Here is a 23055-nt window from a genome sequence, read left to right as displayed (position 1 = left end):
CATAGGCCGAAAAGCAATGATCAACTCTTGCGTCCGACCCCTTGCCCCAGCCTGCGTCGAAGCGCCGACCAGAACTTGCGTAATAACAGCCAGCCAGGCACCAGAATCACAATCCAGGGCAACGCGCTGGCCACAAAAAGCATCGCGGCAGCAACGCTTTGTGTGAATGTTTTGCCCATTTCATGCCAGGCATTCCGGATCGGCGACCACACATCGCTGGCCAAGCTACGCGGGGCGCTGCGATAATTGATGTCGAACCGGACCCGCTCGGTTTCGCCCGCCAGAACCCGTGACTGCGCCGTCATGGAATCAAGCGACGACTGAACACGATTCAGTTCACGTTCAAGCGCCAACAGATCGGCCAACTTGTCAGTCTGATGATTGGCGACCATCGATTTCAGACGATCCCGCAGCTGCTCAGCGCTTTGACGTCGCGCCTGAAGGTCAGTCCATTGCAGGGTGCGGTCTTCACGCGAGACATTTTTCTCGATGGGCTGGACACCAGAAGCGTCTATCGCCCCAAAAAACCATCCAGTTGATCGCGTGCAACACGAAGCTGCAAGTTGGCGCTACGGGCACCCTGGTCGGGGCCGCGCAGTGCCAGATTGGCTTGAATGATTTCACACGCATTGGCCAAGGCCGTACAGGCTTCCCGATGATTTTCCCATACCGACTGCAAGCGCTCAGGGGCAACTTCGAACTGCCAGCGTTGAACCTCGGCAATGCGTCTCGGCATACCGGCTTGCGTATCGGTAGCCGGTTCATTGACCGCACTGTCGCTTCCTGCTGATCGAGCCAATAACTTTTCAGCCCCAGGGATGAGTGTACGGGCTGATCCGGTAGATCGACCTGTACCGTTACATCAGGTTCACTGCTGGCCGCGTAATCATCAACGGCGTCACCTTCGTTACAACCTGCAAGTGCAACGGTCAGGGCAAGACATAAGAGGCGAAATTTCATTGTGATGAAGCATCATGGCAACTATAGACACTGCCATGTTAACGCTTACCCCACAGATCGGCGAACAGGGCCATCGTAGGTATATGGGATATTCGTTGGCATCGGCCCTTTGATACGCCCACCTTGCTGCATCTGCTCAAATGCATGAGACATAATGCCGACTGATCGTGACAATATGAACAAGCCACGCGCCTCTACCGGTGCAAACCCAAGTTCGCCAAAAATCACGGCTGTAGCACCATCGATATTCATTGGAATCGGTTTGTTTTTGACCTGATGCAAGACTTTTTCCACCGCCCGTGCAACACTCAGATAACGGCCCTGAACCTCGCCTGCAACCACTGCCTCTTCGACCAGTTCCAGCAATGGTTTGGCGCGTGGATCAACAGGATGAAACCGATGGCCAAACCCAGGTAAATGCTTGTGCACAGCAATCTGTGCAGCAATCAAACCTGTCATGACTGACTCATCGGTACAGTCACCGGCTTGCGAAGCAACGGCGTGATAAACCTCAAGGCATTGCTGACCAGCACCGCCGTGAACATCACCCAACGCATTTACACCGGAAGCGATGGCATTGTTGATGCCGACACCACATGTCGACGCCATACGCGCAATCGAAATTGACGGGGCCTGCGGACCATGATCGACCGATGCGACGAGCGCCGCCTCAAGCAAACGGGCTTGCCCCTGCTTGGCAGATCACCTTTCAACATCAGCCAGATCATGGAGACAAAATCAATTTTGCCAATCAACTGTTGTATTGGATAGCCCCGCACATCAATGACCCCCGGATGAATATCGATAATTCCGGTTCGCCACCAAGCCGTTGCTCCAGCTAAAAGCGCATCACTATCAGAGACTTTCTGCGTCATGTCTATCCACCTTTTTTATACTTGAATTCACTCGTTTGCCGAACTTGCAGCCAATCGCAATACCGATTCTGGCCAGGGCAATGAGCCTGCCTCACCCTTGTGTACAAACACACAGATAGCATGCGCCGCGCATTGATCGTTCTGGAATATGGCTTGTTCAAGCCGCATTGACGTACGACCAAAACCCATGATGCGGGTGCCCACAGTAACCTCAAACCCGTAATGAAGCTCACCCGTAAAATCAACTTCGAGTCGTGCTATGACCAGTTTGGAGCCCTGAGGTAAACAGGGTCTGACTGTCGCCAGGAAATCGAAACGTGCATTCGCAAGAAAACCTGTTATGGCTGCATTGTTGACATGCTGCTGAAAATCCAGATCGCTCAGACGCAGGATTTCTTGTCGCTGGTGCATGAAATCAGACTGAGCCAACGGGTGCTGGCGATCAGGTGCGGTGTGTTGTGCTGTGCTCATGTCGGCTTACCTCAGGCTTTACCTGTTGCGGCAACCGCTTGTGCATAATTTTTCAAAGCGTCGACACGGTAAGCACGCATCGCTTCATTCGCTTGCTTGCCCAGTACAAGACCTTCAGAAAGTGGAATATCAGCGACTGCCTGAAACAGGCGCTTGGTAGCACGCAATGCCGAAGGCACTCGCTCCGCCAGTTTTTCAGCAACCTCCAGGGCAGCCTCGAATACCGTACCTGCAGATACCACACGGCTGATCATGCCGATGCGGTGGGCTTCTTCCGCATCTACCACTTTGCCTAAAGACACCAGTTCGAAAGCGGCCTTGCGTCCAACTTGCTTGGTGAGGTTGGCCATGACAACCGCCGCCACCAGGCCATGACGAATTTCAGGGTATCCCAATCTCGCTTCAGCATCTGCAAGCGTGATATCGCAGGCCAGTGCCAAACCACACCCTCCGCCTACCGCAAAGCCATGTACAGCGGCAACAACAGGCTTTTCCATTTCAGGGATGGTTTTGTGCAAGTTGTAGGTCAGACTGGCACGATATTCGACAAGCTTCTCTTGATCGGGTGTAAGTTGTTCAAACTCTTTGGTATCTGCTCCGGAACAAAACGAAGGACCATTCCCGTTAATAACAACAGCACGAACACTATCGTCCTTTTCCGCTTCGACAAGTGCAGCCGTAAGTCGTTCGTACAGCTCAATATCCATCGCATTGTGCTGTCCGGGCCGGTTCAGGGTCAGGATACGTACGTGATTGCGATCTTCAACCAAAAGGCTGGACATAAGTCTTATTCCTGTAAAAAATCCACCTGATAACAGGCTGAGGTTATTCAAATTCGGCACCGCGCGACGCACAACCAGAATGTGACTGATTCAAAACGGTTTTGCTGAAGCGCATTATCAGGTAATTCTATCAAAAAGAATCTTATTCTTCTAAGCAGAATTAGTTGTTCTTCAATTTTTAATTCCGTATATGCGCGACTTTTCTGCCGCCCGCAGGGCGTCAAGATGCAATGAAGTGCTTTATGGAAAAAATATGGGCCTTATGCAAAGGTAAACACCCCGATTTATCGGGGTATTTACCGTGCAGACCATTCAGAGGTGCCGATACTGGCGTTGGTGGTACATCAGGCTTTCTTTTTCAGGGCCCACATGCAAAGCTTCAACTGCGCAGCACAGAATGAAATGGGTCCCGACCTTATGATGCTCACTAACGGTACAGTCGAAACTGCCAATACTGTTTTCAAGTACGGGGCTGCCAGTCACAAGGGTGATCCAGCTGGCGTCGCTGAGGCCAAAGCGTTGGGCCATCTCCAGCCCCTGCTGCCCTGCAAAAGCGGCAGACAAGGCTTCACTGCCGGCGGCCAGCATATTCACGGCCAGTTGGCCGTTTTGCAGAATTGCCCGGGTGGTGCGGGAAGCTTCATGCAGACAAACAAGCACCGAAGGCGGACTGTCTGTCAATGAGCACATCGCCGTAGCGGTCATACCGACTTTACCCCCGGGGCCGTCCGATGTAATGATATTGACGGCGGCGGGCAAGCGCGCCATGACCGAACGGAAATCGCCCTGGGAAGGCTGCATCGGCATGCCAGGCACTACAGCAGAGGGGCACGTTTGGGTGGTCATCATTGATACCCCTAAATAAGCAGCATGCCGCGTAATCTAAAAACCACTTCAAACACGCGGCATTGTTAACACTATGCGAGATGATCAAACGTTCGACATCAGGCGTTCAACACGTCGAGCTCGGGGGCCTGGGCAACAGCTGCCGCCGGATGCAAGCGTGCCTGCACGTCTTTGTTATCGATCCAGGTGTCAGCCGTCCAACCCTGAGTGTCATAATCTGACAAACACTGATCCACCATCGCCGTCATGCGAGCCATGTCACCATTACCCTGTGCTGTGGTCAACATTTGCAGCCGTACATCCTCGTGATTACCGGAATAGTTACGTTCATACAATTCGTGACGGCCACCAAATTCGGTGCCGATGGCGTCCCACAGCAACTTCATGATTTTGATTCGCTCGACGTGGTCAATACCGTTGGAACCGCGGACGTATTGCTTCAGGTAGCGATCGATTTCCGGGTTGTTAAGGTCTTGCACTGAAGAGGGCAGGTAAATCAGGGCCGAGGCCACGATTTTTTCGATGATTTCCTTGACACGGCCATAAGCATCGCCAGCAAAGGTGCGATAGCACAGGGCAGGCTCAAGCTTGGGCAAAACCGAGCCGTTTACCCAAGGTACCGGATCATTGACCATGGCATTGCTCAGTGACCAGAACAGATTGCGCCAGCCGATGATCTCGCCCAGCAAGGCCTGGTTGCCACGGAAGGTATCGGCGCCGGTGGTATGCAGGGCCTTGGCCACCAAAGCCGACAAGAAGTCGAGCTTGACGGCGTAGCGCGTGCAACCTTGCAGGCAGTAACCATTCAGGAAGCCCGATGTAGGCTGGAAACGCTTGAGACGGTCAATATCGCGATGGATCAATAGGTTTTCCCAAGGTACAAAGACGTTATCCAGCACGAAAATGGCATCATTTTCGTCAAATCGGCTTGATAACGGATAATCAAACGGGGAGCCGTTCAGTGCAGCGATTTTTTCGTATGAGGTGCGACAGAACAATTTGCAGCCTGGCGTTGCCATGGGCAAAATGAAACTGACGGCCATATCGGTGTCATCACCCGCGCCACCTACGTTCTGACCCAGGAAATTGTAGTGAGTCAACGCGGCCGATGTCGCCACCACTTTGGCACCCGACACATAAATACCTTCGTCCGTTTCTTTGGTAATGGAAATAAACACATCTTTGACCTGACTGCCAGGCAATGACCGGTCAACCGGCGGATTGATGATAGCGTGGTTCATGAACAAGACCGACTCTTGCGCCCGCTTGTACCAGGCACGGGCATTGTCGGCAAACTTGCCATACCACTCGGCATTCACGTCGAGTGTGTTCATCAGCGCAGCTTTGTAGTCGGGCGTGCGTCCCATCCAGCCGTAGCTCAGACGTGACCACTCGGCAATCGCGGCTTGTTGCGCGCGCAAATCTTCACGAGACCGTGCCATTTTGAATGACCGGTGGGTATAACCACCATTACCGGTATCAGTGGGCGTTGTCAGAATGTCTTTGGTTTTAGGGTCGTGCAATGCATCGTACAGACGGGCAATAGAACGTGCAGAGTTTCGGAATGCAGGATGCTCGGTGATGTCATGCACCCGTTCGCCGTCAATGTAAACTTCGCGGCCATGGCGCAGGGTTTCAAGGTACTCGGCACCGGTAAAGGGGCGGCTTTTGTCAGCACGGAAATCTTCGGGTTTCATGGTGTCTCCTGTAGGTGTGTTGTATGGGTTCATTATGAAATCACGTCCGACGAAAGACATGGAATTTACGGTGAAAATGTTGTACTTTTCATCGATTACCATCAAGCCTGAAACCCCATGCGTGCTTCCCGGAAAAATCCATAATCCCTACTCCACAAGGCATCCGGAATTTTTTTATTTATGGCTTTGCGGCGCAGGCCATTGAAGGTCGGTTCTTGCACTTTGAGCGCATCGAAGAGCAACTGGCTTTTCACGACTGGGATGCCAAGCCCCATCTGCACAATGGGCTGCATCAATTGATGTATTTTGAGTCAGGTCACGGTGACGTACTCATAGAAGACACCTGGCATCCGTTCCAGGCACCGTATTTGCTGTTCGTGCCGCAGGGTGTTGTGCACGGGTTTCACTTCAGCCGCGACACTGCCGGTCCTATCCTGACCGTCTCTGCAGAATTTATGCATGAGGCGACCTTGTTCGGTGAATCGGATATTCTGTCGGTTACCGAGCAAACCCATCGTATTCATCTGACACTCGATCAGCCACCCGACCAGGACATCCCGGCGTTGTTTGTCGGTATCGAACACGATTACCGTTGGGGTGGATCAGGTCGGACTACTGCTCTGATGGCGCGTCTGGCTCTGCTGCTGGTCTGCATTGCACGCCACGCGGTACCTGTTGATACCGGCAGCGGGGACTTGCCTCCTGGCTATCTGGAGATCTATGAAAAATTCCGTGTTCATCTGGAAAAAGTGTTTCGCCAGCAACCGTCGGTTGCTGAGCTGGCCGCCAACCTGAACCTGACTGAAGGACGACTGACGGCCATTTGCCGTGCGGTTTCCAGCGAAACGCCCCAGGGGCTATTGCATCAACGTACGCTGCTCGAAGCCAAACGCCAGCTTTTGTACTCTTCACGATCGTCGCTCAGCATTGCCTATATGCTGGGGTTCAAAGACCCAGCCTACTTCAGCCGTTTTTTCAAACGCTGCACCGGCCAGTCGCCCTCGACGTTTCGTCGCCAGGCAGGACAAGCGCCGGTAGCGACCTGGTCAAAATCAGACACAGGATCATCAGGTCGTAAAGACGCGGAGCAAGAGTGATTTCCAGACGACGCGCGTGTCAAAAAAGCCTGTCATTGCAATGCAATGACAGGCCAAAGTACAAACAAAAACACTCAAGGCGCTTCAAAAATCATTCGTACGCTCAGGACGAACGTACGACAGGGAAACTTATTGTGCCAGGACAAACCGGCCGTTCTTGATCTGCAACGCCACTACGCCTTCCGACTGCTCGCTTTGTGCGGTCGACGAGCCCTGTTTGAACTCCAGATTACCGTTGGCGCCGGTGAATTTCAGTCCTCCATCACGGAAGGCCGCCGCCAGTGATTCACGGTCAACCTTGCCATTGGTTTTATGCACAGCCTGATTGACCAGGTTGATGGCATCAAACACATAGCCGGCAAATGCGCCAATGGGCTCTTTGTAGCGCGCTTCATAATCGTTGATGAACTGCTCGGTGGCCTTGCGCACAGGGCTTTCCGGCGGCATGTTCTTGGCCCCCATGATTGCCGTACCAATAACGAACGAACCGTCACCGTTCTTGCCTGTCTGCTCGATGAAGCTTTGCGATGCGACGCCGTAACTGTTGATGATCGGCTTGTTATAGCCTACCGCCCTGGCATTTTTCATGATGATGGTCGGGCCGGGATTAACACCCCATACAAACATGGCATCGGCATTGCTGGAACGGATACGCATGATTTGCGGGGTCATGTCAGAGTCACGAGGGCCGAATTCCTCGACAACAGCCAGCTTCATGCCCATTTCATCCGTCAACTCTTTCATGACTTTCAGACCGGTCTGGCCAAAACCGTCGGCCGAATGCAGGAAGGCAACGGAATCTTTACCTTGCGACTTGACCATTTCAAGCATTTTGCGAGCCACATGACGATCCGAAGGAATGAATGCGAACATGTAAGGCGTGACCGGGTTGATCACCGCTTCGGTACCGGCAAAGGGAATCATCGGCACTTTCAGCTCATTCGCAATCGGACGTGCTACCAGGGTTTCGCCGGTAACGGTGGGGCCAATCACGATATCGACTTTATCGCTTTCCGCAAGGCGACGGAACTGCTGGGCAACCAGCGTGGTGTTGCTTTCAGTGTCGTAGAAAAACTTTGACCGGCACACCATTCATACCGCCATTGGCATTGATCTGCTCGATCAGCAGATCAAAGGCTTTTTCATGGTGCCACCGACAAAGGCCAGTGGACCCGATACCGGCAGCAATAACCCCATCCGCAACTCGGTGGCCTGCTGCGCCATAGCGGACGGCATGGCGGTTGAAAGCACCAGCGCCGTAGCAGTGGCGGTAAGAAACTTGCGACGATTGAACATAGTTTTGTCTCCAGTGTTGTTATGGTCTTGAACGTACCCTTCGCAGGTACCAAGGTCATGCAAATGCGCGATGCCGTCTGCGCAGGTCAGTCACCAGCGTTATGCCGGAAGAAAACAGTTTCCTCCTCGCCTTGAAGCCGGATCGGAAACATAAGATGTCGGCTATCCGGATCAGGGCGGGCAATCAGGGTATGACGGCGGCCGGCAGCCACCGCCGATAAAATCGGGTCGACGGCTTGGGCCTCGTGGTCGTCAGGAAAATAAAGGCGGGTCACCAAGTGGCGGGTAACACCGCGAGCATGAACAGCCACGTTGAGATGTGGTGCACAGCGCTGACCATTGGGCAGTATCAGCGCGTCAGGTTTGCGTACTACCACTTCGAACTGGCCGGCCATGGTGCGTGCCCGGCACGCCTGACCCTCGCACCAAAACTCGACAAACCCCTGGTAATCGATATGCGCCCCCTGGCCGTCGGTAATGAGACCACGGATAACGATGGCTTGAGGGTCATTGACGGCGATGGTGCGGTTGATGCCTTGAGGCAAAATGGCAAATCCGAACAACGGGCCGCAGGTTTGTGACGGAGTAACAATCACGCTCATGGTTTGCTCTCAAATGGTGTGGCGCGGCTACCGCGCAAGACGATATCAAAGCGAAACGCCTGGGCCGAGGGGTTGTAGTGGCGCAGTGCACCAGGGTCTTGACGTTTGGGCGGTTGAATCAGAGTGCCGCTACCGTCCAGGGTCGGACGCACGCGAGGCGGCCCGAACGATTCCGAAATTGACGTCTCAGCGCAGAACTTCGCAATCAGACGATCCTGACCGCGCGGATCGGGAATCGCCAGAATCATTTTGTCCTGACGCAATAACGGGTCCCCTTCAAAGTACATCTGTGTTACCAGACGGCTTTCAAAAGACGGGCCAAATATTGAAAAATGAATGTGTGCGGCGCGCCAGGCATCGGTACCCGGAACGTAAATGGCGGGGTAGGCTCCGGGGCGAATCGTAATAAAACGATAATTACCATCGTTGTCGGTCAATGTTCGACCCGCACCGATAAAATTTGGATCCAGCGGGAAGCCCGTGATGTCGAGCGAGTCAATATAGCCACCTGCGGCGTTAGCGTGCCAGATTTCAATGAGGTGGTTACGCACAGGCTTGCCATCACTGTCGGTCACCCGACCGAAAACAATGATGCGACTGCCAATCGGTTCGGCCACTCCGTGCACGGTCAGGTCATGGTCACGTGGGCCCACTTTGATCTGATCGAAGACTGGCCCTTTGATCGTGTGAAACCAGCCTTGCGGTAATCGCACGGCAGGTTGCAATGGCGTGCGCCCCACGGTCACAAGATAGTTCGGATCACTGGCCGGTGGATCATGCTCTTCATACGGCATCATGGATAGTACCTTTCAAACAAGAAAGAATCGGACCGGAGTCCGGTGCGTTGCGAATTCAGCGTACCGGGTCCAGCAGGCAGGAACGGAGCAGGCCGCAGGCATCATCCTGCAACACGGCTTCCGACAGAATCAGGGCCTCGTCGGTACTGGCCAGACGGGTCAGGCACCACCAGGCATCCAGGACACCGGTAACCGGCGACAACACGGCTTGCAAATCGCTGACCGTTGATGGCTGACGATGTGTGATCTGCAGCAGGACAGGAGCATGGTCGCGGCCCACGGAATCAAGCAATGGCCATACCGTGTCGTCGGCCTGCATCAACTCGAGCGTGAAGGTCACCGGATGCGGGTTGGGCGTGGCCAAACGAGCGGCATTCAGACCTTCGCGCAACGTGCACAGATCGGCGACCGGATCGTTCAGGGCAAACAGTACAACCAGCGTGTTGACCTCGCCGATTTCAACATTCAAGGTCAGGCGACGGGCCTGCAACCCGGCCGGCAACTGTGCTTGGGCGTCCTGCAGCCACGCTTTGGTGTCAGGAGTACCGCCCGGATGGATGGAAAGTGTCAAAGTAGCAATGAACATGGCAATTCCGTTCAGATAACAAGGGCGGATTAGTTCAAGGGTGAAAACGCAGCCGGCATGGCAATTTCTGTGCGCATGACCTGATTGCGGCTGGCACCCCTTTGGGCGGCCACAGGCCGGTTGCAATGGCTTTGTCACGAATTTCCCGACGTTCTGCCAGGCTTTGGTAAGGGTAGATGTGCACCAGACGTGGCGTCAGCCCGGTTACCGAATGCATGACGGCCGTGATGGGTGCCAATCCCAGACGCGCATGAATGACCGCAGACCAACCTTCGAGCGCAGCGCTCAGGGCTCCATTGGGATACAGCTCGTAAGTACGGATTTCGTAGTAACGCCCGAACTGCCCGGTGGTGATGTCAGGAAGGCACGGCAATGTCGTGTATGTGTCGACTCTGATGGTGCGGATCTGTGCAGCGGCTGCAAAAAGACCTGCGTTATCACGAGCCTGGAGCATCATCGGCGCATGATCGGTTTGCGACTCTGTACGCATCAGAACATAAATACGTGGCATATCGCCCAGAACCGAATACCAGCAGCCGAGCAAATCAGGCGTACTGACCAACGGCTCAATGGCACGTAGCGCAGCGGAAATCTGGCCGGCCTGCACGGCAAGGGTGGTTAGTTGGCAAAACACAAGCTTTCCCCAATATTCTATTCAGCAAAACCAGATTCTAGGATTTGAATATCCGGGTTGTCAATGAAAAAATCAATGGCACAAATATGTTTTTCATGTTGATTTAATTAGACTTTTATCTTTTAAAGACTAAACTTCCAGGATCTTTTCGGGGTTTTCCCTGAAGTAAATTACATTGTCTTTGATTCTGTTTGACGAAACTAAATTCCTTCTGATAGACTTTTTCAAGGTGCCGGTTCGGACGATATGCGGCGCTGCTCACTCATCACTCGGACGTCCTATGGCTTATTTCTTTCAGATATTGATCAGCGGTTTATTGGTCGGGTGCATTTACGCCATGGCCGCGCTAGGTTTCACGATCGTCTTTAACGCAACCCGCGTCATCAACTTCGCAAACGGCGAATTTCTGATGCTGGGCGGCATGGCCACCGCCGCACTGGCCATCTCAGGCAGTGGCACGTTCCCTCCGCTGGTCGCCGTTGTCATTGCCGTAATTGCCACAACCCTGGTCGGGGTTGCCATGCATGCCTTGGCCTTCAACAAGGCCAAAAGCCGTGATCTGCATATGCTGGTCATGCTCACCATTGGCCTGACCCTCATGATTCGCGGAGGCGCCTCTTTGGTGTTCGGACGTGATGTTCACTTTGTGGATGATTTCGGATTCTTCAGTACGGTCGTTCTGGGTGGCGTATTCATTCCATCACAGGGCGTCTGGATTGCACTGTCACTGGCTGCCGTCGGAGCCGCGCTCTGGTTTCTGTTCAACAGAACGACTATCGGCCGTGCCATGCAGGCGGCAAGCATGGAACCGCGCGCTGCAGCGCTATGTGGCATCGAACCTCGCACAATGGCCATGCTCGCTTTTGCAATCGCCGGTTGCATAGGCGGATTTGCAGGCGCTTTGCTGGCTCCCATCACACCTCCCTTCTACGAGAACGGCATCATGCTGGGCCTCAAGGGATTTGCAGGCGCCATTGCTGGCGGACTGGGTAATCCACTGGGAGCGGTGCTCGGCGGCATCCTGATCGGTGTCATTGAAAGTGCCTCGGCCGGCTATGGGGCCTCAGGCTACAAGGATGCCATTTCCTTCCTGCTGCTGGTTGTTGTCTTGATCGTCCGCCCGTCCGGCCTGTTGGGCAAAGCGGCTGTTAACAGGGTTTAATCATGAAAGCATTTTCATCTGCCTATGCGCGCGATGCCGCAGGTCTGGTGGCACTGGTTATTGTGCTGCTGATTTTCGAGGCAACCATCTCGGGGCATTTCTATCGTGGCCTGGCCATGCAAGCGATTATTTTTGCAATCGCTGCAACGGGGCTGACGCTGCTCATTGGTTTCGCCGGTCAAATTTCGATTGGTCACAACGCTTTTGTCGGCATCGGTGCCTATTGTGTGGCCTGGTTTGTACAAAAGCAGGGCTGGCACCCGCTGCCTGCCTTGCTGGTGGCCACCGTTGGGCCGGCTGTTCTGGCCTATGTTCTGGCACGTCCGATATTGCGTCTTTCAGGTCACTACCTGGCGCTGGCCACACTGGCTCTGGGCTCTGCCGCCTATATTTTTGCAAGCCAATGGCATGAGGTTACCGGAGGCTTCGACCCAGGCATTGTTGACCTGCCGCGTCTTGTTCTGGTGGGTGATGGCTCCGGTCCCGACCAGCTGTTCCTGTTCGCCTCGCTGAGCCTGGTGATTGTCGTGGGCTTGTCACTGGTGCTGGTACACAGTTCGGTCGGGCGGGCATTGCGCACCATTCACACATCAGAGCTGGTTGCTGCGGGTTCCGGTATCAATGTCGAAAAAGCCAAGGCTGCCGTGTTCGCGTTGTCTGCAGGTTATGCAGGCCTTGCAGGGGGACTGTTTGCCTATTACCTGCGCTCATTCAATGCCTCCAGCTTTTCCATCATGATGGCTATTGAGCTGCTGATGATGGTCATTGTGGGCTCCTTGTCAACCGTCTGGGGCGCCCTGATCGGTGCTGCCCTGATCGTCGTACTGCCGCATGCCCTCGAACACTTTGAGGTGGCCAAACTGTTTGTTTATGGCACGGTCATGACCCTGGTCGTGATGTATCTGCCCAATGGGTTGGCCTCCAGCCTGTTCAGCGCCAGCGCTCGTCTGTTCCGCTCGGAGAAGTCAAAATGACCCAGGCCCTGTTACGTGTTTCCCATCTTGAAAAATCGTTTGGTGGTTTGAAAGCCGTCAATGGCGTCTCGTTTGATGTGCCTCGAGGTCAGATCACCGCTCTGATCGGGCCAAACGGCGCAGGCAAAACGACCTTGATCAATCTGGTCACGGGGCTGTTGCCGAAATCTTCAGGCGATATTTTTCTTGATGGCGTTGATATTGGTCATCTGGCTGCACCCGACCGCGTCCGCGCTGGTATTTCACGCTCTTACCAGACCCCGCAAATGATTCGCGGTCTGACGGTGCTTGAAAACGTCATCGTCGGGGCTGACCTGTTCTCGACATTTTCCGTAACGGACCTGTTCTGGCGACCCTGGCGGGTACGTCGCGACAACGCCATAGCCCGAGAAAAGGCAAGGGCGGCGCTACAGCGCACTGAACTGCCCGAAGCCATGTGGCATTTACCGGCCGAATCGCTGTCTTACGGCGAGCAACGCCGTGTCGAAATCGCCCGCACACTGGCTCAGGAGCCCTCATTGTTGCTGCTCGACGAACCCGCCGCCGGCCTGAATCCGCGTGAAACCGAGGGGTTGGGCGAGTTCCTGCAAACCCTGGCTGCCGATGGCCTGTCAATCCTGCTGGTAGAACACGATATGCCACTGGTAATGTCCATCGCGCAAAAAATTGTGGTCGTCAATTTTGGGGAACTGCTGGCACACGGAACGCCCGCCGAGATTCAGAAAAACGATCAGGTAATTGCTGCATATCTCGGGGTTGATCCGATTGAAACCACGGTCAGCGAATCCACCACAGACCATGGGAGCCAACATGTCTGAATCCGTTTTGCTTAACGTTCAGGGCTTGCAAGCCGGCTACGGCTCGGTGCAGGTGCTGCACAACCTGTCTCTGTCCATTCGACGCGGTGAAATCGTATCCATTGTTGGTGCCAACGGTGCCGGAAAATCCACCTTTCTGAATACGCTATCCGGAGTAGTCAAACCCTGGGCCGGCACGGTGACGTTTGCCGGCAAGCCGTTGAACAACCTGTCAGCCGCTGCTATTGCCCGTAATGGCTTGCGTCAGGTTCCCGAAAGCCGTCGCATGTTTGCCGATCTGTCCGTACAAGACAACCTGCGTCTTGGCGGTTACGGGCGCAAACAGTCCGATCTCGAACGTGATCTGGCCCTGGTCTACGACCTGTTCCCACGTCTGCGTGAGCGCATGCAACAGGCAGCCGGCACGTTGTCGGGTGGTGAGCAGCAAATGGTTGCCATTGGCCGCGCCATGATGGGACGTCCCGAACTTCTGATGCTCGATGAGCCGTCAATGGGTCTGGCCCCATTGATTACCGCTGAAATCTTTCGCCTGATCGGCGTATTGCAACGTGAAATGAAAATCGCCATCTTGCTGGTCGAGCAGAACGCCCGGGCCGCACTGAAAATGAGCGACCGTGCGTTTGTGCTGTCACTGGGCCAGTTCATTATCGAAGGTGAGGGCCGTACCTTGCTTGAAGACCCCCGCATCCAGGAAGCATTTTTGGGCGGTCATGCCGCCTCGAACAAAGGAAACTGAAGGAAAACGCATGACTCACAAACCTCTGGATGGCATCACGGTTGTTGACTTCGGCCATACGGTTATGGGCCCGGCCTGTGGCATGATTCTGGCCGATCTGGGCGCTCAGGTTCTGAAAATCGAACCCTCACCCCAGGGTGACCCGACACGTCGCCTGAAAGGCTTCGGCACCGGCTATTTTGGTTATTTCAACCGCAATAAGGAAAGCATTGCCGTTGACCTGAAGACCCCCGAAGGCCATGCGATTGCCACCGAAATCATCGCCAAGGCCGACGTCCTTATCGAAAACTTCGGGCCAGGCACCATGGCTCGCCTGGGGCTTGACTATGAAACGCTCAAGCCCACGAACCCCCGCCTGATCTACGCCAGCCTCAAAGGTTTTTTTGACGGCCCCTACGGTGAACGCCTGGCCCTGGACGAAATCGTGCAAATGATGACAGGCCTGGCTTTCATGACCGGCCCCTCGGGCCGGCCCTTGCGTGCCGGAACATCGGTGGTGGACATCACCGGCGGCATGTTTGCCGTCATCGGTATTCTTGCGGCGCTGCGCGAACGCGACCAGACAGGCCAAGGCCAGTTGATCGGTTCGGCACTGTTCGAGTCGGCCGTGTTCCTGATGGGTCAACATCTGTGCTACGCCTCGCAAACCGAAGGCCCCATCCCCCCATGCCAGAGCGAGTGTCAGCCTGGGCAGTGTACGAAACGTTTACAGTCAATGACGGGCGTCAGTTGTTCGTGGGCGTTACCAGCGACCAACACTGGCAGCGCTTTTGCACCGAAGCCGGCTTGCAGCATCTGGGGACAGACCCCGAGCTGGCGACAAACAACGGGCGCATAGACCAGCGTGCTCGCCTGATTCCGGCCCTGGCCGAATTCTTCCGCAGCCAGACCCTTGAGCATGCTGTCGCCATCTGCGAGCGCTCGCGCATCCCGTTTGCCGAAGTGCGCCGTCCGGAAGACCTGTTTTCCGATGCCCACCTTCAGGCTACCGGCGGTTTGCTGCCTGTGACACTCCCCAACGGGATTGACGTCAGTTTGCCGCGCCTGCCGATCCAGATGCAGTCACTTGACGACCGCACCAACGATCCACCGCTGATTGGTCAACAGACCCGTGAAGTGTTGGCTGGCTTGAATTACGATGATGCTGCGATTGACGCTCTGATCCAACGGGGCATTGTGGCTGAAGCGGCTCTGCCTGTCCGTTAAATCCGCTACTCAGGGCGTCGCTGAACCAAGGGGATACACATGGTGCAAACCGAAAAAGGAACAGAAAAAGGTGTCGAGGCCGTCGAACGGGCTTTGACCCTGCTGGGTGCCTTTACCTCAACCCGACGCACACTATCGTTGCACGAACTGTCACAGACAACCGGGTTCTACAAAAGCACGATCTTGCGCCTGAGCGTGTCGCTGGAAAAGTTTGGTTATTTGCGCCGCCGTGCTGATGGCCGTTTCCAGCTTGGCCCGGCCTGCGCCCGCCTGGCGGCAGCTCACGAGGCAGCATTCGACTACAGTGAATTGCTGCAGCAAGCGATCAAACGGCTGTCTGCCCTCAGCAACGAGACCGTGTCGTATTACATCCGTGATGGCCAGGAACGCGTTTGCTTGCTGCGCGAAAACTCCACACGGGCGATCCGTCACCATGTCAACGAGGGCGATCGCCTGCCACTGGACCGGGGTGCTGCCGGCCTGGTCTTGCTGGCCTTCGGCGGAGCTGAGGGTAGTCGTTTTGAACGCATTCGCAACGATGGCTATGTCGTTTCGCTGGGTGATCGTGACCCTGACGCCGCTGCGGTTTCCGTGCCATTGTTTGATGCGACCGACCACCTGATGGGTGCACTAACGGTCAGTGGTTTGCGCTCACGCTTCAGCTCAGACGTCATCGACACAATGCGTGAGGCCCTGATTGAAACCCGTACCGAACTTGAACGCGAATTTGGTCGACACACCCTGGCGGCTAGACGTCAGGGGTGTGCTGAAACGCTCCACCCCTTCATTTTTACATCGCAAGGACTCCCATGAATTCCGAGGTCAATCGCCCCCTTGATGCCCTGAGCGGGCTCACCGTTGTTGAACTGGGCCAGAATCTGGCCGCCCCATATGCCGCGTGTGTTTTCGGCGATTTGGGCGCTAACGTTATCAAGGTCGAAAAAGCAGGTGGCGACGACGCTCGTGGCTGGGGGCCTCCATTCGTAAACGATCTGTCCACGACATTTCACCTTATGAATCGCAACAAGAAATCGGTGGTGCTGGAGCTGGATCAACCCACGGATAAGGCGGCATTTCTGGACCTGATAGCCAAGGCTGACGTGTTCATTCACAACCTGCGTCCCGGAGTTCCCGAAAAACTGGGCGTTGACGGCCCGACCTTGATGGCTCACAACCCGCGGCTGGTGTACTGTGACATGAACGCCTTTGGTCATGCCGGACCGTTACAACAAAAGCCGGGCTACGAACCTCTGTTGCAAGCCTTTTCGGGTCTGGTCAGCGTCAATGGGGACCCAGCGGGCCCTGCCTCGCGAGTTGGCCCGTCAATTGTCGATATGGGAACGGGTATGTGGGCTGTCATTGGTGCTCTGACTGCCTTGTTAAACCGGCAGGTTACTGGCAAAGGTGCCATCGTACAAACGTCTTTGTTTGAAACCGCATTAGGCTGGGTAGCCCGCCATGTGGCGGATTATGGTGCTACCGGCAAGATTCCCCACGCGTAGGCACGGGTCACAACTCTCTGACGCCCTACCAGGCTTTTGATACTGTCAACGGCCCAATGGTCATTGCAGCGGGTAATGATCGGCTGTTCGTGAAACTGGCCAACGCAATCGGCCACCCGGAATGGACACACGATCCTCGCTTTATGACCAATGCCGAGCGTACCCGCAATCGCGAGATCCTGGTACCGATGGTCGCCGACATCATCCGGCAAAAAGGGTTTGATCACTGGATCCCGTTGCTGGAAGCAGCTGGCGTCCCGTGTGCCCCCGTGCATTCGATTCCACAAGTCCTGGAACACCCGCAAACCCAGGCCTTGGGCATGCTGGCCGAAACCGGTGATGAACACCTGAAAATCCTGGGCCTGCCCTTGTCGATCAATGGCCAGCGCCCTGGCATGGGTACCGTCGCTCCGGCGCTGGGTGCGCACCAGCTTGAACTGTTTCCCCAAACCCAGGCCTGAGTGCAAGGACACATACCCATGGCTGTTACCCACATTGCCACTTCCGACGCCCATTCGATCACTGTTCGCGGCAAAGACCTCGTCAACGACCTGATGGGCCAACGCACCTTCACCGAAATGCTTTACTTCCTTGTGTGCGGCAGACTGCCCACGCAAGCACAGACCGCCGTGCTGGACGTCTGCCTGGTGACCCTGATGGAACATGGCTGGACCCCGACATCCCTGATCACCCGTCTGGCCATTGACAGTGTCCCGGACCAGTCGCAAGTCGCCATTGCCGCCGGCCTGCTGAGTGTAGGACCGGTATTCGCCGGCACCATGGAGGGCTGTGCCGAGCTGCTTCTCGCTGGTACGCAGTCCAGCGAAGACCCTGCCACGTACTGTGCAAATGTCGCGGCGCACTATCACCGCACCCGTCAAACCTTGCCAGGTTTCGGTCACCGCTTGCACAAACCAGACGACCCCCGCTCGCCAGTCATTCTGAAGGTACTGGACGACAATCATCTGGCTGGCCCCTATGTGCACATGCTGCACGTGTTGTCAAAGGCCGTTGATCTGGAATACGGCAAGCACCTGACCATTAACGCCACAGGTGCCATTGCGGCAGCGCTGCTGGAAATCGGTGTGCCGATAAGTGCAATGCGTGGTGTGGCCGTCGTGTCGCGTGCTGGCGGGCTGCTGGGCCATATCGTTGAAGAACAAAACCAGCCCGCAGCGCGTGAAATCTGGCGCCTGACGCGCGAAAACATACCTTATCAGGAGCCAGAGCAATGACGCTGTCGCCAAACGAACACGCCACTCACACGGCTCGGGCGATATCACTGGAGACACCTGTCGCGACCCCGGACATTGCATCGCTGCCCGGCGACCATCTGCCTGACACCGCCCTGACCCCGTTGCAGGTATTACAACGCTTCCGACCGCACGACGGTACGTTGACAGATTTCTTTGCCAGCCGGTGCGAACGTCAGGCTAATCAGGTATTCATGCAGTTTGAGGACAGCACCTGGACCTGGGGGCAGACCGTTACCAATGCCGCACTGGTCGCACAAACACTGGCCAGCCACGGTGCTGGCGCGGGCGACCGGGTTCTGGTCAGCGGTGTCAACAGTGCATGGCATGTGTTGTGCCTGTTGGCCTGTGCACAGCTGGGGGCCATTTTTGTACCTGTAAACCCCGCCTTCAAGACGGAAGAGCTGGCCTACGTGGTAAACCATGCCGAACCCGCAGTCATTGTGTGTGACGCACAGGCGCGAACGACAGTCAATGCAGTACTCGCCAAAAGCAGCAGGGGTGTACCGTGCTTGGGCTGGATGCCGGACTGCTTGCCACCAGGCCGGATATTTCCGCTGTACTGTCATCAGTATCCGAACATGCCACAGGCACGAGCCCCGACACGCCCTGCGTCATGATCTACACCTCGGGCACAACAGGCTTTCCGAAAGGCGTGCTGCACAGCCACCATAACCTGGTGCTGGCCGGCGAAGCCTTCGTCGAGCGTCTGCATCTGCAGCCCGATGAGCGTATGTTGCTGATTCTGCCGATGTTCCATATCAATGCGTTGTTTTATTCCGTAGCCGGCGCCATGGCTGCAGGCGCAACCCTGCTGATCGAACCCCGGTTCTCGGCGTCGGCTTTCTGGCAGCGCGTTGCAACCTTGCAGGCGACCCAGGTAAACGTCATCGAAGCCATTGTCTCCATATTGCTGAGTCGTGCCGACAAAGAATACATTCCAGAGCATACACTGCGAAAAATCTATGGTGTACGGCAAGGATCAGTACAGCGCTTCACTGACCGTTTTCAGGTATCCATCCTGATCGGCGGTTACGCGATGACCGAAATCCCGGGTGTGCTCAGTACCCCGTTCGACCGACCCATGCGGCCCAACAGCATGGGGGTCTTGTGCAAGCATCCGGACCCTGATTACCCCTGGGCGCAATGCCGAATTGTCGATGACGCCGGTCAGCCCGTCGCTCAAGGCGAAACCGGTGAGCTGCAGGTCAAAACACCAATCCTGATGCTTGGTTATTTTCGCGACGACGAACAAACCCGTGCCAGTTTTCAGGACGGTTGGTTCATGACGGGCGATCTGGTCAAAGCCGATGCCGACGGGTTTTACTACTTTGTTTCACGCAAGAAAGACATTATTCGGCGTCGCGGGGAAAACATTGCAGGGCAAGAACTCGACCGGATCGTGGCCGAACACCCCGATGTTCTGCTGGCAGCGGCCATTGGTGTACCGTCCAGTTTTGGCGATGAAGACATTCTTGTCGCTGTCACCCCAAAACCGGGCGTGACCCTCCTGCCTGCCGACATCATCACCTGGTGCCGTGATCGACTCACACCCATCAAAGTGCCGCGCTACGTTAGCCTGGTTGACAACATGCCCCTGACACCCACCCATAAAGTGGCAAAGGCGCAACTAAAAAAGACAGCCGTGTCATTGATAACGCTGTCGATTTCGAAAAATAATCACCTGTACGTCACAGATCCCGATTAAAAACCAATCTGGTTTGACCCTCCCCGGCGAATAAGCGAACATAAAGCATGGATTTTGGCGTCTGGTGCTGGCAACAGGCACCACACTGTCCCGGTGCCGGCAGGCACCGGGTACGCCTCCTCCTGTCATTCAACTGCAAGGAAACCCCATGAAAATCAAAGCGCTCGTCGTCGAACACAAAGACGCCCCTTTCGTACTTCAGGAAATTGACCTCGAGGAACCCGGACGCGGCGAGGCGCTGGTGCGCATCGTGGCCAGCGGCGTCTGTCATACCGACGCTGTCACCCGCGCAGGCGACATGCCCATGCCCTTCCCCTCGGTACTCGGTCACGAAGGTGCCGGCGTTGTGGAGCGGGTCGGCCCCGGCGTCACTGAAGTGAGCCCAGTGCGACAAGGTCATTATCGGCTGGCCGTCTTGCGGTACCTGCCGCAATTGTCTCGACGGTCAACCCCGCTACTGCCTCAACACCGGCGAAGCACTGGTATCGGGCCGACGCTTCAAAGGCGAGGCCAGAGGCACATCGGCCTACTCACGCAATGGCGAACCCCTGAACGGCCATTTTTTCGGACAGTCATCGTTTGCCACCCATTCCATCGTCTCGGCCGATGCCCTCGTCAAAATGCCGGACAACACACCCATCGAACTGCTTGGCCCACTGGCGTGCGGCCTGGCCACTGGCGCCGGCGCCATCCTGAATGAAGCCCGTCCGCGCCTCGGAGACTCCGTCTTGATTGCCGGTGTCGGTGCCGTTGGCCTTGCCGCCGTCATGGCGGCCAAAAATTCGGGCGTCACAAAAATCATCGTCGCTGACGTGCATCCCAACCGGCTTGAACTGGCCAAAGAGTTCGGTGCAACCCATGTCATCAATTCGCGTGATCAAAACATTGTTGAAGAAATCCGGAAGATCACCGGCAGCACTGTCGACTACGCGTTTGATTGCACCGGTGTTGTTGCCGTCATTGAACAGCTGGCCGAAACCATTGGCATGCGAGGCCACCTGGTACTGATCGGCGCGGCACCGGCAGGTGCGCGTTTTTCGCTCGACCACCTGACCACGTTGTGGGGTAAAAATGTCATGGGGTGCTTGGCGGCGGTGGCCGCTCGGGGCAGTTGATTCCTGCACTGGTGGAACTGTTCCAGCAAGGGCGCTTCCCGTTTGACCGCTTGGTCAAGTTTTACGATATGGACCAAATCGAGCAGGCACTGGAAGACTCCAAATCAGGCAAAGTCATCAAACCCATCCTTCGCATGCCATCCGCAGGTTAAGGTGATTGTCCCGGACGCACAGGGTCATTCTGTTGCGTCCGCATACCTGTATGGTACTGGTGGTCTGACCTAGGTAAATCGATAACGGCAATTTAACGGGTTGTGTCATAAACTTGATCGATACAATCCGTTACCCTGCGGTCATCTTCCCTACTCTCCGGTACCTTACGCGTCATGAAACTCAGAACCCGCACGTTGATTTGCGTTGCCCTTGTTTTGGCTGGCTGTAGCATCGCCCTTGGCCTGGCCCTAGCCGGGATGCAAAGCGCCAAGAACCGCTTCATCGCCTTTGTCGATACAGATCAGCAAGTCCTGCAAAACAGCACCATGCTCTATGCCCAGGGTTTGCAAACCGGGCAGGCCCTGCGCAACATCGTTCTTGACCCCAACGACAAGCAAGCCGTCTCCAATCTCGACGCCTCCGTGGTCGCCTTCAATGAGGTTCTGAACAAAAACCAGGCGCTTACAGACATCGTTCCCGGGCTGGCCGATAGCCTGAAACATATCGCCGGGCTGCAAGAAAAGCGCGCGCTCATTCTTACACAAACGGTTACGTTGGCCCAAAAAGATCCCGGCGCCGCCGCCAACTACCTGAAGGAAAACGACACGCCGACCTGGCGGGAAATCCGCACCGCCTTGCAAAAACTGATCCAGGAAAAAACAGCTCAGGTTGAAGCTACCAAAGCACAAGTCATCGAATTTACCGACAAAATGCTGTTCTGGAGCATCGTGGTTGCCCTGCTGGCCATCGCCCTGGGTGTCGTGATCGCGTTCTACCTGACCCGCAGCATCATGCGGCAACTGGGGGCCGAACCTGCCGCAGCCGTTGAAGTGACACGTCGTATCGCCAGTGGTGACCTCGCCATGGTCATCGATAACGAAGCCCGTTATCCGGGCAGCCTCATTCAGGCCATCAGCGCCATGCAAAAAGACCTGGCTTCCATCGTCACACAGGTCAGGGCCAGTGCCGAATCCATCTCTACCGCCACTCGAGAAATCGCCGCCGGCAACGAAGACCTGTCATCCCGCACCGATGAACAAGCCAGTTCTTTGCAGGAAACTGCCGCGTCAATGGAACAGCTGACCTCTACGGTCAAACAAAACAGTGATAATGCGGCCCATGCCAACCAACTGGCCAGCACGGCATCGACTGTAGCAACACGGGGCGGTGACCTGGTCCAGGAGGTTGTCGACATGATGAACGCCATGAACCAGACCGCAACAAAAGTGGGGAAATCATTGGCGTTATCGACAGCATTGCTTTCCAGACCAACATCCTGGCGCTGAATGCCGCCGTGGAAGCCGCCCGAGCCGGTGAACAAGGCCGGGGGTTTGCTGTCGTGGCCAGCGAAGTGCGGGCGCTTGCCCAGCGCTCTGCAACCGCTGCCAAGGAAATCAAGACCCTGATTGGCGAGTCCATTCAGCAAGCCGGTGCCGGGGCCAGTCTGGCCGGAGACGCTGGCCACACCATGCAGGAAATTGTTGAAAGCATCAAACGCGTTGCTGCCATCGTCAGCGAAATTTCGATGGCCAGCCATGAGCAAACGACAGGTATCGAGCAAGTTAATCTGGCCATCTCGCAAATGGACGAGGTCACCCAGCAAAACGCCGCTCTGGTCGAAGAAGCCGCTGCAGCCTCTGTTGCCCTGAAAGAGCAAGCCAACGAACTGGCCCGTATCATGGCCGTGTTCCGCCTGGACAGCAACGAGCAGCATCACCAGGGGCGCCAAGGGATGGTTTTACAACTGGCGACAAGCCAGCACGCCAGACATTAAACCTGGTTTGT

The 23055-nt window shown here is 55.7% G+C and carries 24 protein-coding genes and 4 pseudogenes; 15 read left to right on the top strand and 13 right to left on the bottom strand.

The window, feature by feature from the left end; genetic code table 11:
- Positions 1-20: 20 nt before the first annotated feature.
- From N7E01_RS08690 to N7E01_RS08660, 7 genes and pseudogenes are all read right to left on the bottom strand, one after another.
- The gene (locus N7E01_RS08690) at positions 21-491 is read right to left on the bottom strand and encodes a DUF4349 domain-containing protein (protein WP_289175775.1); all 471 of its coding nucleotides are present in this window, start codon (positions 489-491) and stop codon (positions 21-23) included.
- A 20-nt stretch (positions 492-511) separates the two neighbouring features.
- Positions 512-799 (bottom strand): hypothetical protein, encoded by a 288-nt coding sequence (locus N7E01_RS08685; RefSeq protein ID WP_289175619.1) that lies wholly within the window; start codon positions 797-799, stop codon positions 512-514.
- A gap of 206 nt (positions 800-1005) precedes the next feature.
- Positions 1006-1835: pseudogene (locus tag N7E01_RS08680) on the bottom strand (citryl-CoA lyase).
- Positions 1836-1862: 27 nt separating this feature from the next.
- A complete protein-coding gene (locus tag N7E01_RS08675; protein WP_289175617.1) occupies positions 1863-2306 on the bottom strand; it encodes an acyl-CoA thioesterase in 444 nt (147 codons plus the stop codon).
- A gap of 11 nt (positions 2307-2317) precedes the next feature.
- Entirely contained in the window at positions 2318-3088 is a 771-nt protein-coding gene (locus tag N7E01_RS08670; protein WP_289175615.1) for an enoyl-CoA hydratase/isomerase family protein, read from the bottom strand.
- 312 nt (positions 3089-3400) lie between these two features.
- The gene (locus N7E01_RS08665; protein ID WP_289175613.1) at positions 3401-3937 is read right to left on the bottom strand and encodes a flavin reductase family protein; all 537 of its coding nucleotides are present in this window, start codon (positions 3935-3937) and stop codon (positions 3401-3403) included.
- Positions 3938-4032: 95 nt separating this feature from the next.
- Positions 4033-5631 carry a 4-hydroxyphenylacetate 3-hydroxylase N-terminal domain-containing protein gene (locus tag N7E01_RS08660; RefSeq protein WP_289175611.1) on the bottom strand — a complete coding sequence of 533 codons (1599 nt, stop codon included), beginning with the start codon at positions 5629-5631 and terminating at the stop codon, positions 4033-4035.
- Positions 5632-5846: 215 nt separating this feature from the next.
- Here N7E01_RS08660 and N7E01_RS08655 point away from each other — a divergent pair, with 215 nt between their 5' ends.
- Complete coding sequence (locus tag N7E01_RS08655; RefSeq protein ID WP_289175609.1) at positions 5847-6728, top strand: helix-turn-helix domain-containing protein; 882 nt, start codon at positions 5847-5849, stop codon at positions 6726-6728.
- Positions 6729-6857: 129 nt separating this feature from the next.
- Here the strand turns inward: N7E01_RS08655 and N7E01_RS08650 are convergent, their stop codons facing one another.
- From N7E01_RS08650 to N7E01_RS08625, 6 genes are all read right to left on the bottom strand, one after another.
- On the bottom strand, positions 6858-7820 hold the full coding sequence (locus tag N7E01_RS08650; RefSeq protein WP_289175607.1) for an ABC transporter substrate-binding protein: 963 nt from the start codon (positions 7818-7820) through the stop codon (positions 6858-6860).
- Positions 7821-7850: 30 nt separating this feature from the next.
- Positions 7851-8024, bottom strand: a complete 174-nt coding sequence (locus N7E01_RS08645) for a hypothetical protein (RefSeq protein ID WP_289175605.1) — start codon at positions 8022-8024, stop codon at positions 7851-7853.
- Between the two features lie 86 nt (positions 8025-8110).
- Positions 8111-8626: a peptidase associated/transthyretin-like domain-containing protein gene (locus tag N7E01_RS08640; protein WP_289175603.1), complete on the bottom strand. Its 516-nt coding sequence runs from the start codon at positions 8624-8626 to the stop codon at positions 8111-8113.
- Positions 8623-9423, bottom strand: coding sequence for a dioxygenase family protein (locus N7E01_RS08635; RefSeq protein WP_289175600.1), 801 nt, complete (start codon positions 9421-9423; stop codon positions 8623-8625). The genes N7E01_RS08640 and N7E01_RS08635 overlap by 4 nt, the downstream gene beginning before the upstream one ends.
- A gap of 55 nt (positions 9424-9478) precedes the next feature.
- Complete coding sequence (locus tag N7E01_RS08630) at positions 9479-10009, bottom strand: hypothetical protein (RefSeq protein ID WP_289175598.1); 531 nt, start codon at positions 10007-10009, stop codon at positions 9479-9481.
- Positions 10010-10043: 34 nt separating this feature from the next.
- On the bottom strand, positions 10044-10643 hold the full coding sequence (locus tag N7E01_RS08625) for an NIPSNAP family protein (protein WP_289175596.1): 600 nt from the start codon (positions 10641-10643) through the stop codon (positions 10044-10046).
- A gap of 280 nt (positions 10644-10923) precedes the next feature.
- Here N7E01_RS08625 and N7E01_RS08620 point away from each other — a divergent pair, with 280 nt between their 5' ends.
- From N7E01_RS08620 to N7E01_RS19390, 14 genes and pseudogenes are all read left to right on the top strand, one after another.
- Positions 10924-11805, top strand: a complete 882-nt coding sequence (locus N7E01_RS08620) for a branched-chain amino acid ABC transporter permease (RefSeq protein WP_289175594.1) — start codon at positions 10924-10926, stop codon at positions 11803-11805.
- A gap of 2 nt (positions 11806-11807) precedes the next feature.
- Complete coding sequence (locus tag N7E01_RS08615) at positions 11808-12779, top strand: branched-chain amino acid ABC transporter permease (RefSeq protein ID WP_289175593.1); 972 nt, start codon at positions 11808-11810, stop codon at positions 12777-12779.
- Complete coding sequence (locus N7E01_RS08610) at positions 12776-13597, top strand: ABC transporter ATP-binding protein (protein WP_289175591.1); 822 nt, start codon at positions 12776-12778, stop codon at positions 13595-13597. Before N7E01_RS08615 ends, N7E01_RS08610 begins: the two co-directional genes overlap by 4 nt.
- A complete protein-coding gene (locus N7E01_RS08605; protein WP_289175589.1) occupies positions 13590-14333 on the top strand; it encodes an ABC transporter ATP-binding protein in 744 nt (247 codons plus the stop codon). Before N7E01_RS08610 ends, N7E01_RS08605 begins: the two co-directional genes overlap by 8 nt.
- Positions 14308-15539 (top strand): annotated as a pseudogene (locus N7E01_RS08600) (CaiB/BaiF CoA transferase family protein). Before N7E01_RS08605 ends, N7E01_RS08600 begins: the two are co-directional and overlap by 26 nt.
- A 39-nt stretch (positions 15540-15578) precedes the next feature.
- Positions 15579-16352, top strand: a complete 774-nt coding sequence (locus N7E01_RS08595; RefSeq protein WP_289175587.1) for an IclR family transcriptional regulator — start codon at positions 15579-15581, stop codon at positions 16350-16352.
- Positions 16349-17502: pseudogene (locus tag N7E01_RS18720) on the top strand (CaiB/BaiF CoA transferase family protein). Before N7E01_RS08595 ends, N7E01_RS18720 begins: the two are co-directional and overlap by 4 nt.
- A gap of 18 nt (positions 17503-17520) precedes the next feature.
- A complete protein-coding gene (locus N7E01_RS08580) occupies positions 17521-18276 on the top strand; it encodes a citryl-CoA lyase (protein ID WP_289175583.1) in 756 nt (251 codons plus the stop codon).
- A complete protein-coding gene (locus tag N7E01_RS08575; protein ID WP_289175581.1) occupies positions 18273-18914 on the top strand; it encodes an AMP-binding protein in 642 nt (213 codons plus the stop codon). The genes N7E01_RS08580 and N7E01_RS08575 overlap by 4 nt, the downstream gene beginning before the upstream one ends.
- Positions 18803-20002 carry an AMP-binding protein gene (locus tag N7E01_RS08570; RefSeq protein ID WP_289175579.1) on the top strand — a complete coding sequence of 400 codons (1200 nt, stop codon included), beginning with the start codon at positions 18803-18805 and terminating at the stop codon, positions 20000-20002. The genes N7E01_RS08575 and N7E01_RS08570 overlap by 112 nt, the downstream gene beginning before the upstream one ends.
- 148 nt (positions 20003-20150) lie before the next feature.
- The gene (locus N7E01_RS18715; protein ID WP_350494988.1) at positions 20151-20702 is read left to right on the top strand and encodes an alcohol dehydrogenase catalytic domain-containing protein; all 552 of its coding nucleotides are present in this window, start codon (positions 20151-20153) and stop codon (positions 20700-20702) included.
- On the top strand, positions 20623-21117 hold the full coding sequence (locus tag N7E01_RS08560) for a zinc-binding dehydrogenase (protein WP_289175575.1): 495 nt from the start codon (positions 20623-20625) through the stop codon (positions 21115-21117). Before N7E01_RS18715 ends, N7E01_RS08560 begins: the two co-directional genes overlap by 80 nt.
- Positions 21114-21269 carry a hypothetical protein gene (locus N7E01_RS08555; protein WP_289175572.1) on the top strand — a complete coding sequence of 52 codons (156 nt, stop codon included), beginning with the start codon at positions 21114-21116 and terminating at the stop codon, positions 21267-21269. The genes N7E01_RS08560 and N7E01_RS08555 overlap by 4 nt, the downstream gene beginning before the upstream one ends.
- A gap of 174 nt (positions 21270-21443) precedes the next feature.
- Positions 21444-23044, top strand: a pseudogene (locus tag N7E01_RS19390) (methyl-accepting chemotaxis protein).
- The last annotated feature ends 11 nt before the right edge of the window (positions 23045-23055 follow it).

Origin of the sequence: Neopusillimonas aromaticivorans, from assembly GCF_030344915.1 — a bacterium.
GTDB lineage: Bacteria > Pseudomonadota > Gammaproteobacteria > Burkholderiales > Burkholderiaceae_B > Neopusillimonas > Neopusillimonas aromaticivorans.
The sequence above is the reverse complement of the archived record's forward strand: the minus strand, read 5'-3'. Positions and strand labels throughout refer to the sequence as shown.

Coding starts and splice junctions, on each gene's coding strand:
- N7E01_RS08620 (WP_289175594.1), top strand. CDS start 10,924: ATGGCTTATTTCTTTCAGATATTGATCAGCGGTTTATTGGTCGGGTGC.
- N7E01_RS08650 (WP_289175607.1), bottom strand. CDS start 7,820: ATGGTGTGCCGGTCAAAGTTTTTCTACGACACTGAAAGCAACACCACG.
- N7E01_RS08605 (WP_289175589.1), top strand. CDS start 13,590: ATGTCTGAATCCGTTTTGCTTAACGTTCAGGGCTTGCAAGCCGGCTAC.
- N7E01_RS08665 (WP_289175613.1), bottom strand. CDS start 3,937: ATGATGACCACCCAAACGTGCCCCTCTGCTGTAGTGCCTGGCATGCCG.
- N7E01_RS08635 (WP_289175600.1), bottom strand. CDS start 9,423: ATGATGCCGTATGAAGAGCATGATCCACCGGCCAGTGATCCGAACTAT.
- N7E01_RS08610 (WP_289175591.1), top strand. CDS start 12,776: ATGACCCAGGCCCTGTTACGTGTTTCCCATCTTGAAAAATCGTTTGGT.
- N7E01_RS08580 (WP_289175583.1), top strand. CDS start 17,521: ATGGCTGTTACCCACATTGCCACTTCCGACGCCCATTCGATCACTGTT.
- N7E01_RS08615 (WP_289175593.1), top strand. CDS start 11,808: ATGAAAGCATTTTCATCTGCCTATGCGCGCGATGCCGCAGGTCTGGTG.
- N7E01_RS08560 (WP_289175575.1), top strand. CDS start 20,623: ATGCCGGACAACACACCCATCGAACTGCTTGGCCCACTGGCGTGCGGC.
- N7E01_RS08575 (WP_289175581.1), top strand. CDS start 18,273: ATGACGCTGTCGCCAAACGAACACGCCACTCACACGGCTCGGGCGATA.
- N7E01_RS08595 (WP_289175587.1), top strand. CDS start 15,579: ATGGTGCAAACCGAAAAAGGAACAGAAAAAGGTGTCGAGGCCGTCGAA.
- N7E01_RS08675 (WP_289175617.1), bottom strand. CDS start 2,306: ATGAGCACAGCACAACACACCGCACCTGATCGCCAGCACCCGTTGGCT.
- N7E01_RS08660 (WP_289175611.1), bottom strand. CDS start 5,631: ATGAAACCCGAAGATTTCCGTGCTGACAAAAGCCGCCCCTTTACCGGT.
- N7E01_RS08670 (WP_289175615.1), bottom strand. CDS start 3,088: ATGTCCAGCCTTTTGGTTGAAGATCGCAATCACGTACGTATCCTGACC.
- N7E01_RS18715 (WP_350494988.1), top strand. CDS start 20,151: ATGAAAATCAAAGCGCTCGTCGTCGAACACAAAGACGCCCCTTTCGTA.
- N7E01_RS08640 (WP_289175603.1), bottom strand. CDS start 8,626: ATGAGCGTGATTGTTACTCCGTCACAAACCTGCGGCCCGTTGTTCGGA.
- N7E01_RS08645 (WP_289175605.1), bottom strand. CDS start 8,024: ATGTTCAATCGTCGCAAGTTTCTTACCGCCACTGCTACGGCGCTGGTG.
- N7E01_RS08630 (WP_289175598.1), bottom strand. CDS start 10,009: ATGTTCATTGCTACTTTGACACTTTCCATCCATCCGGGCGGTACTCCT.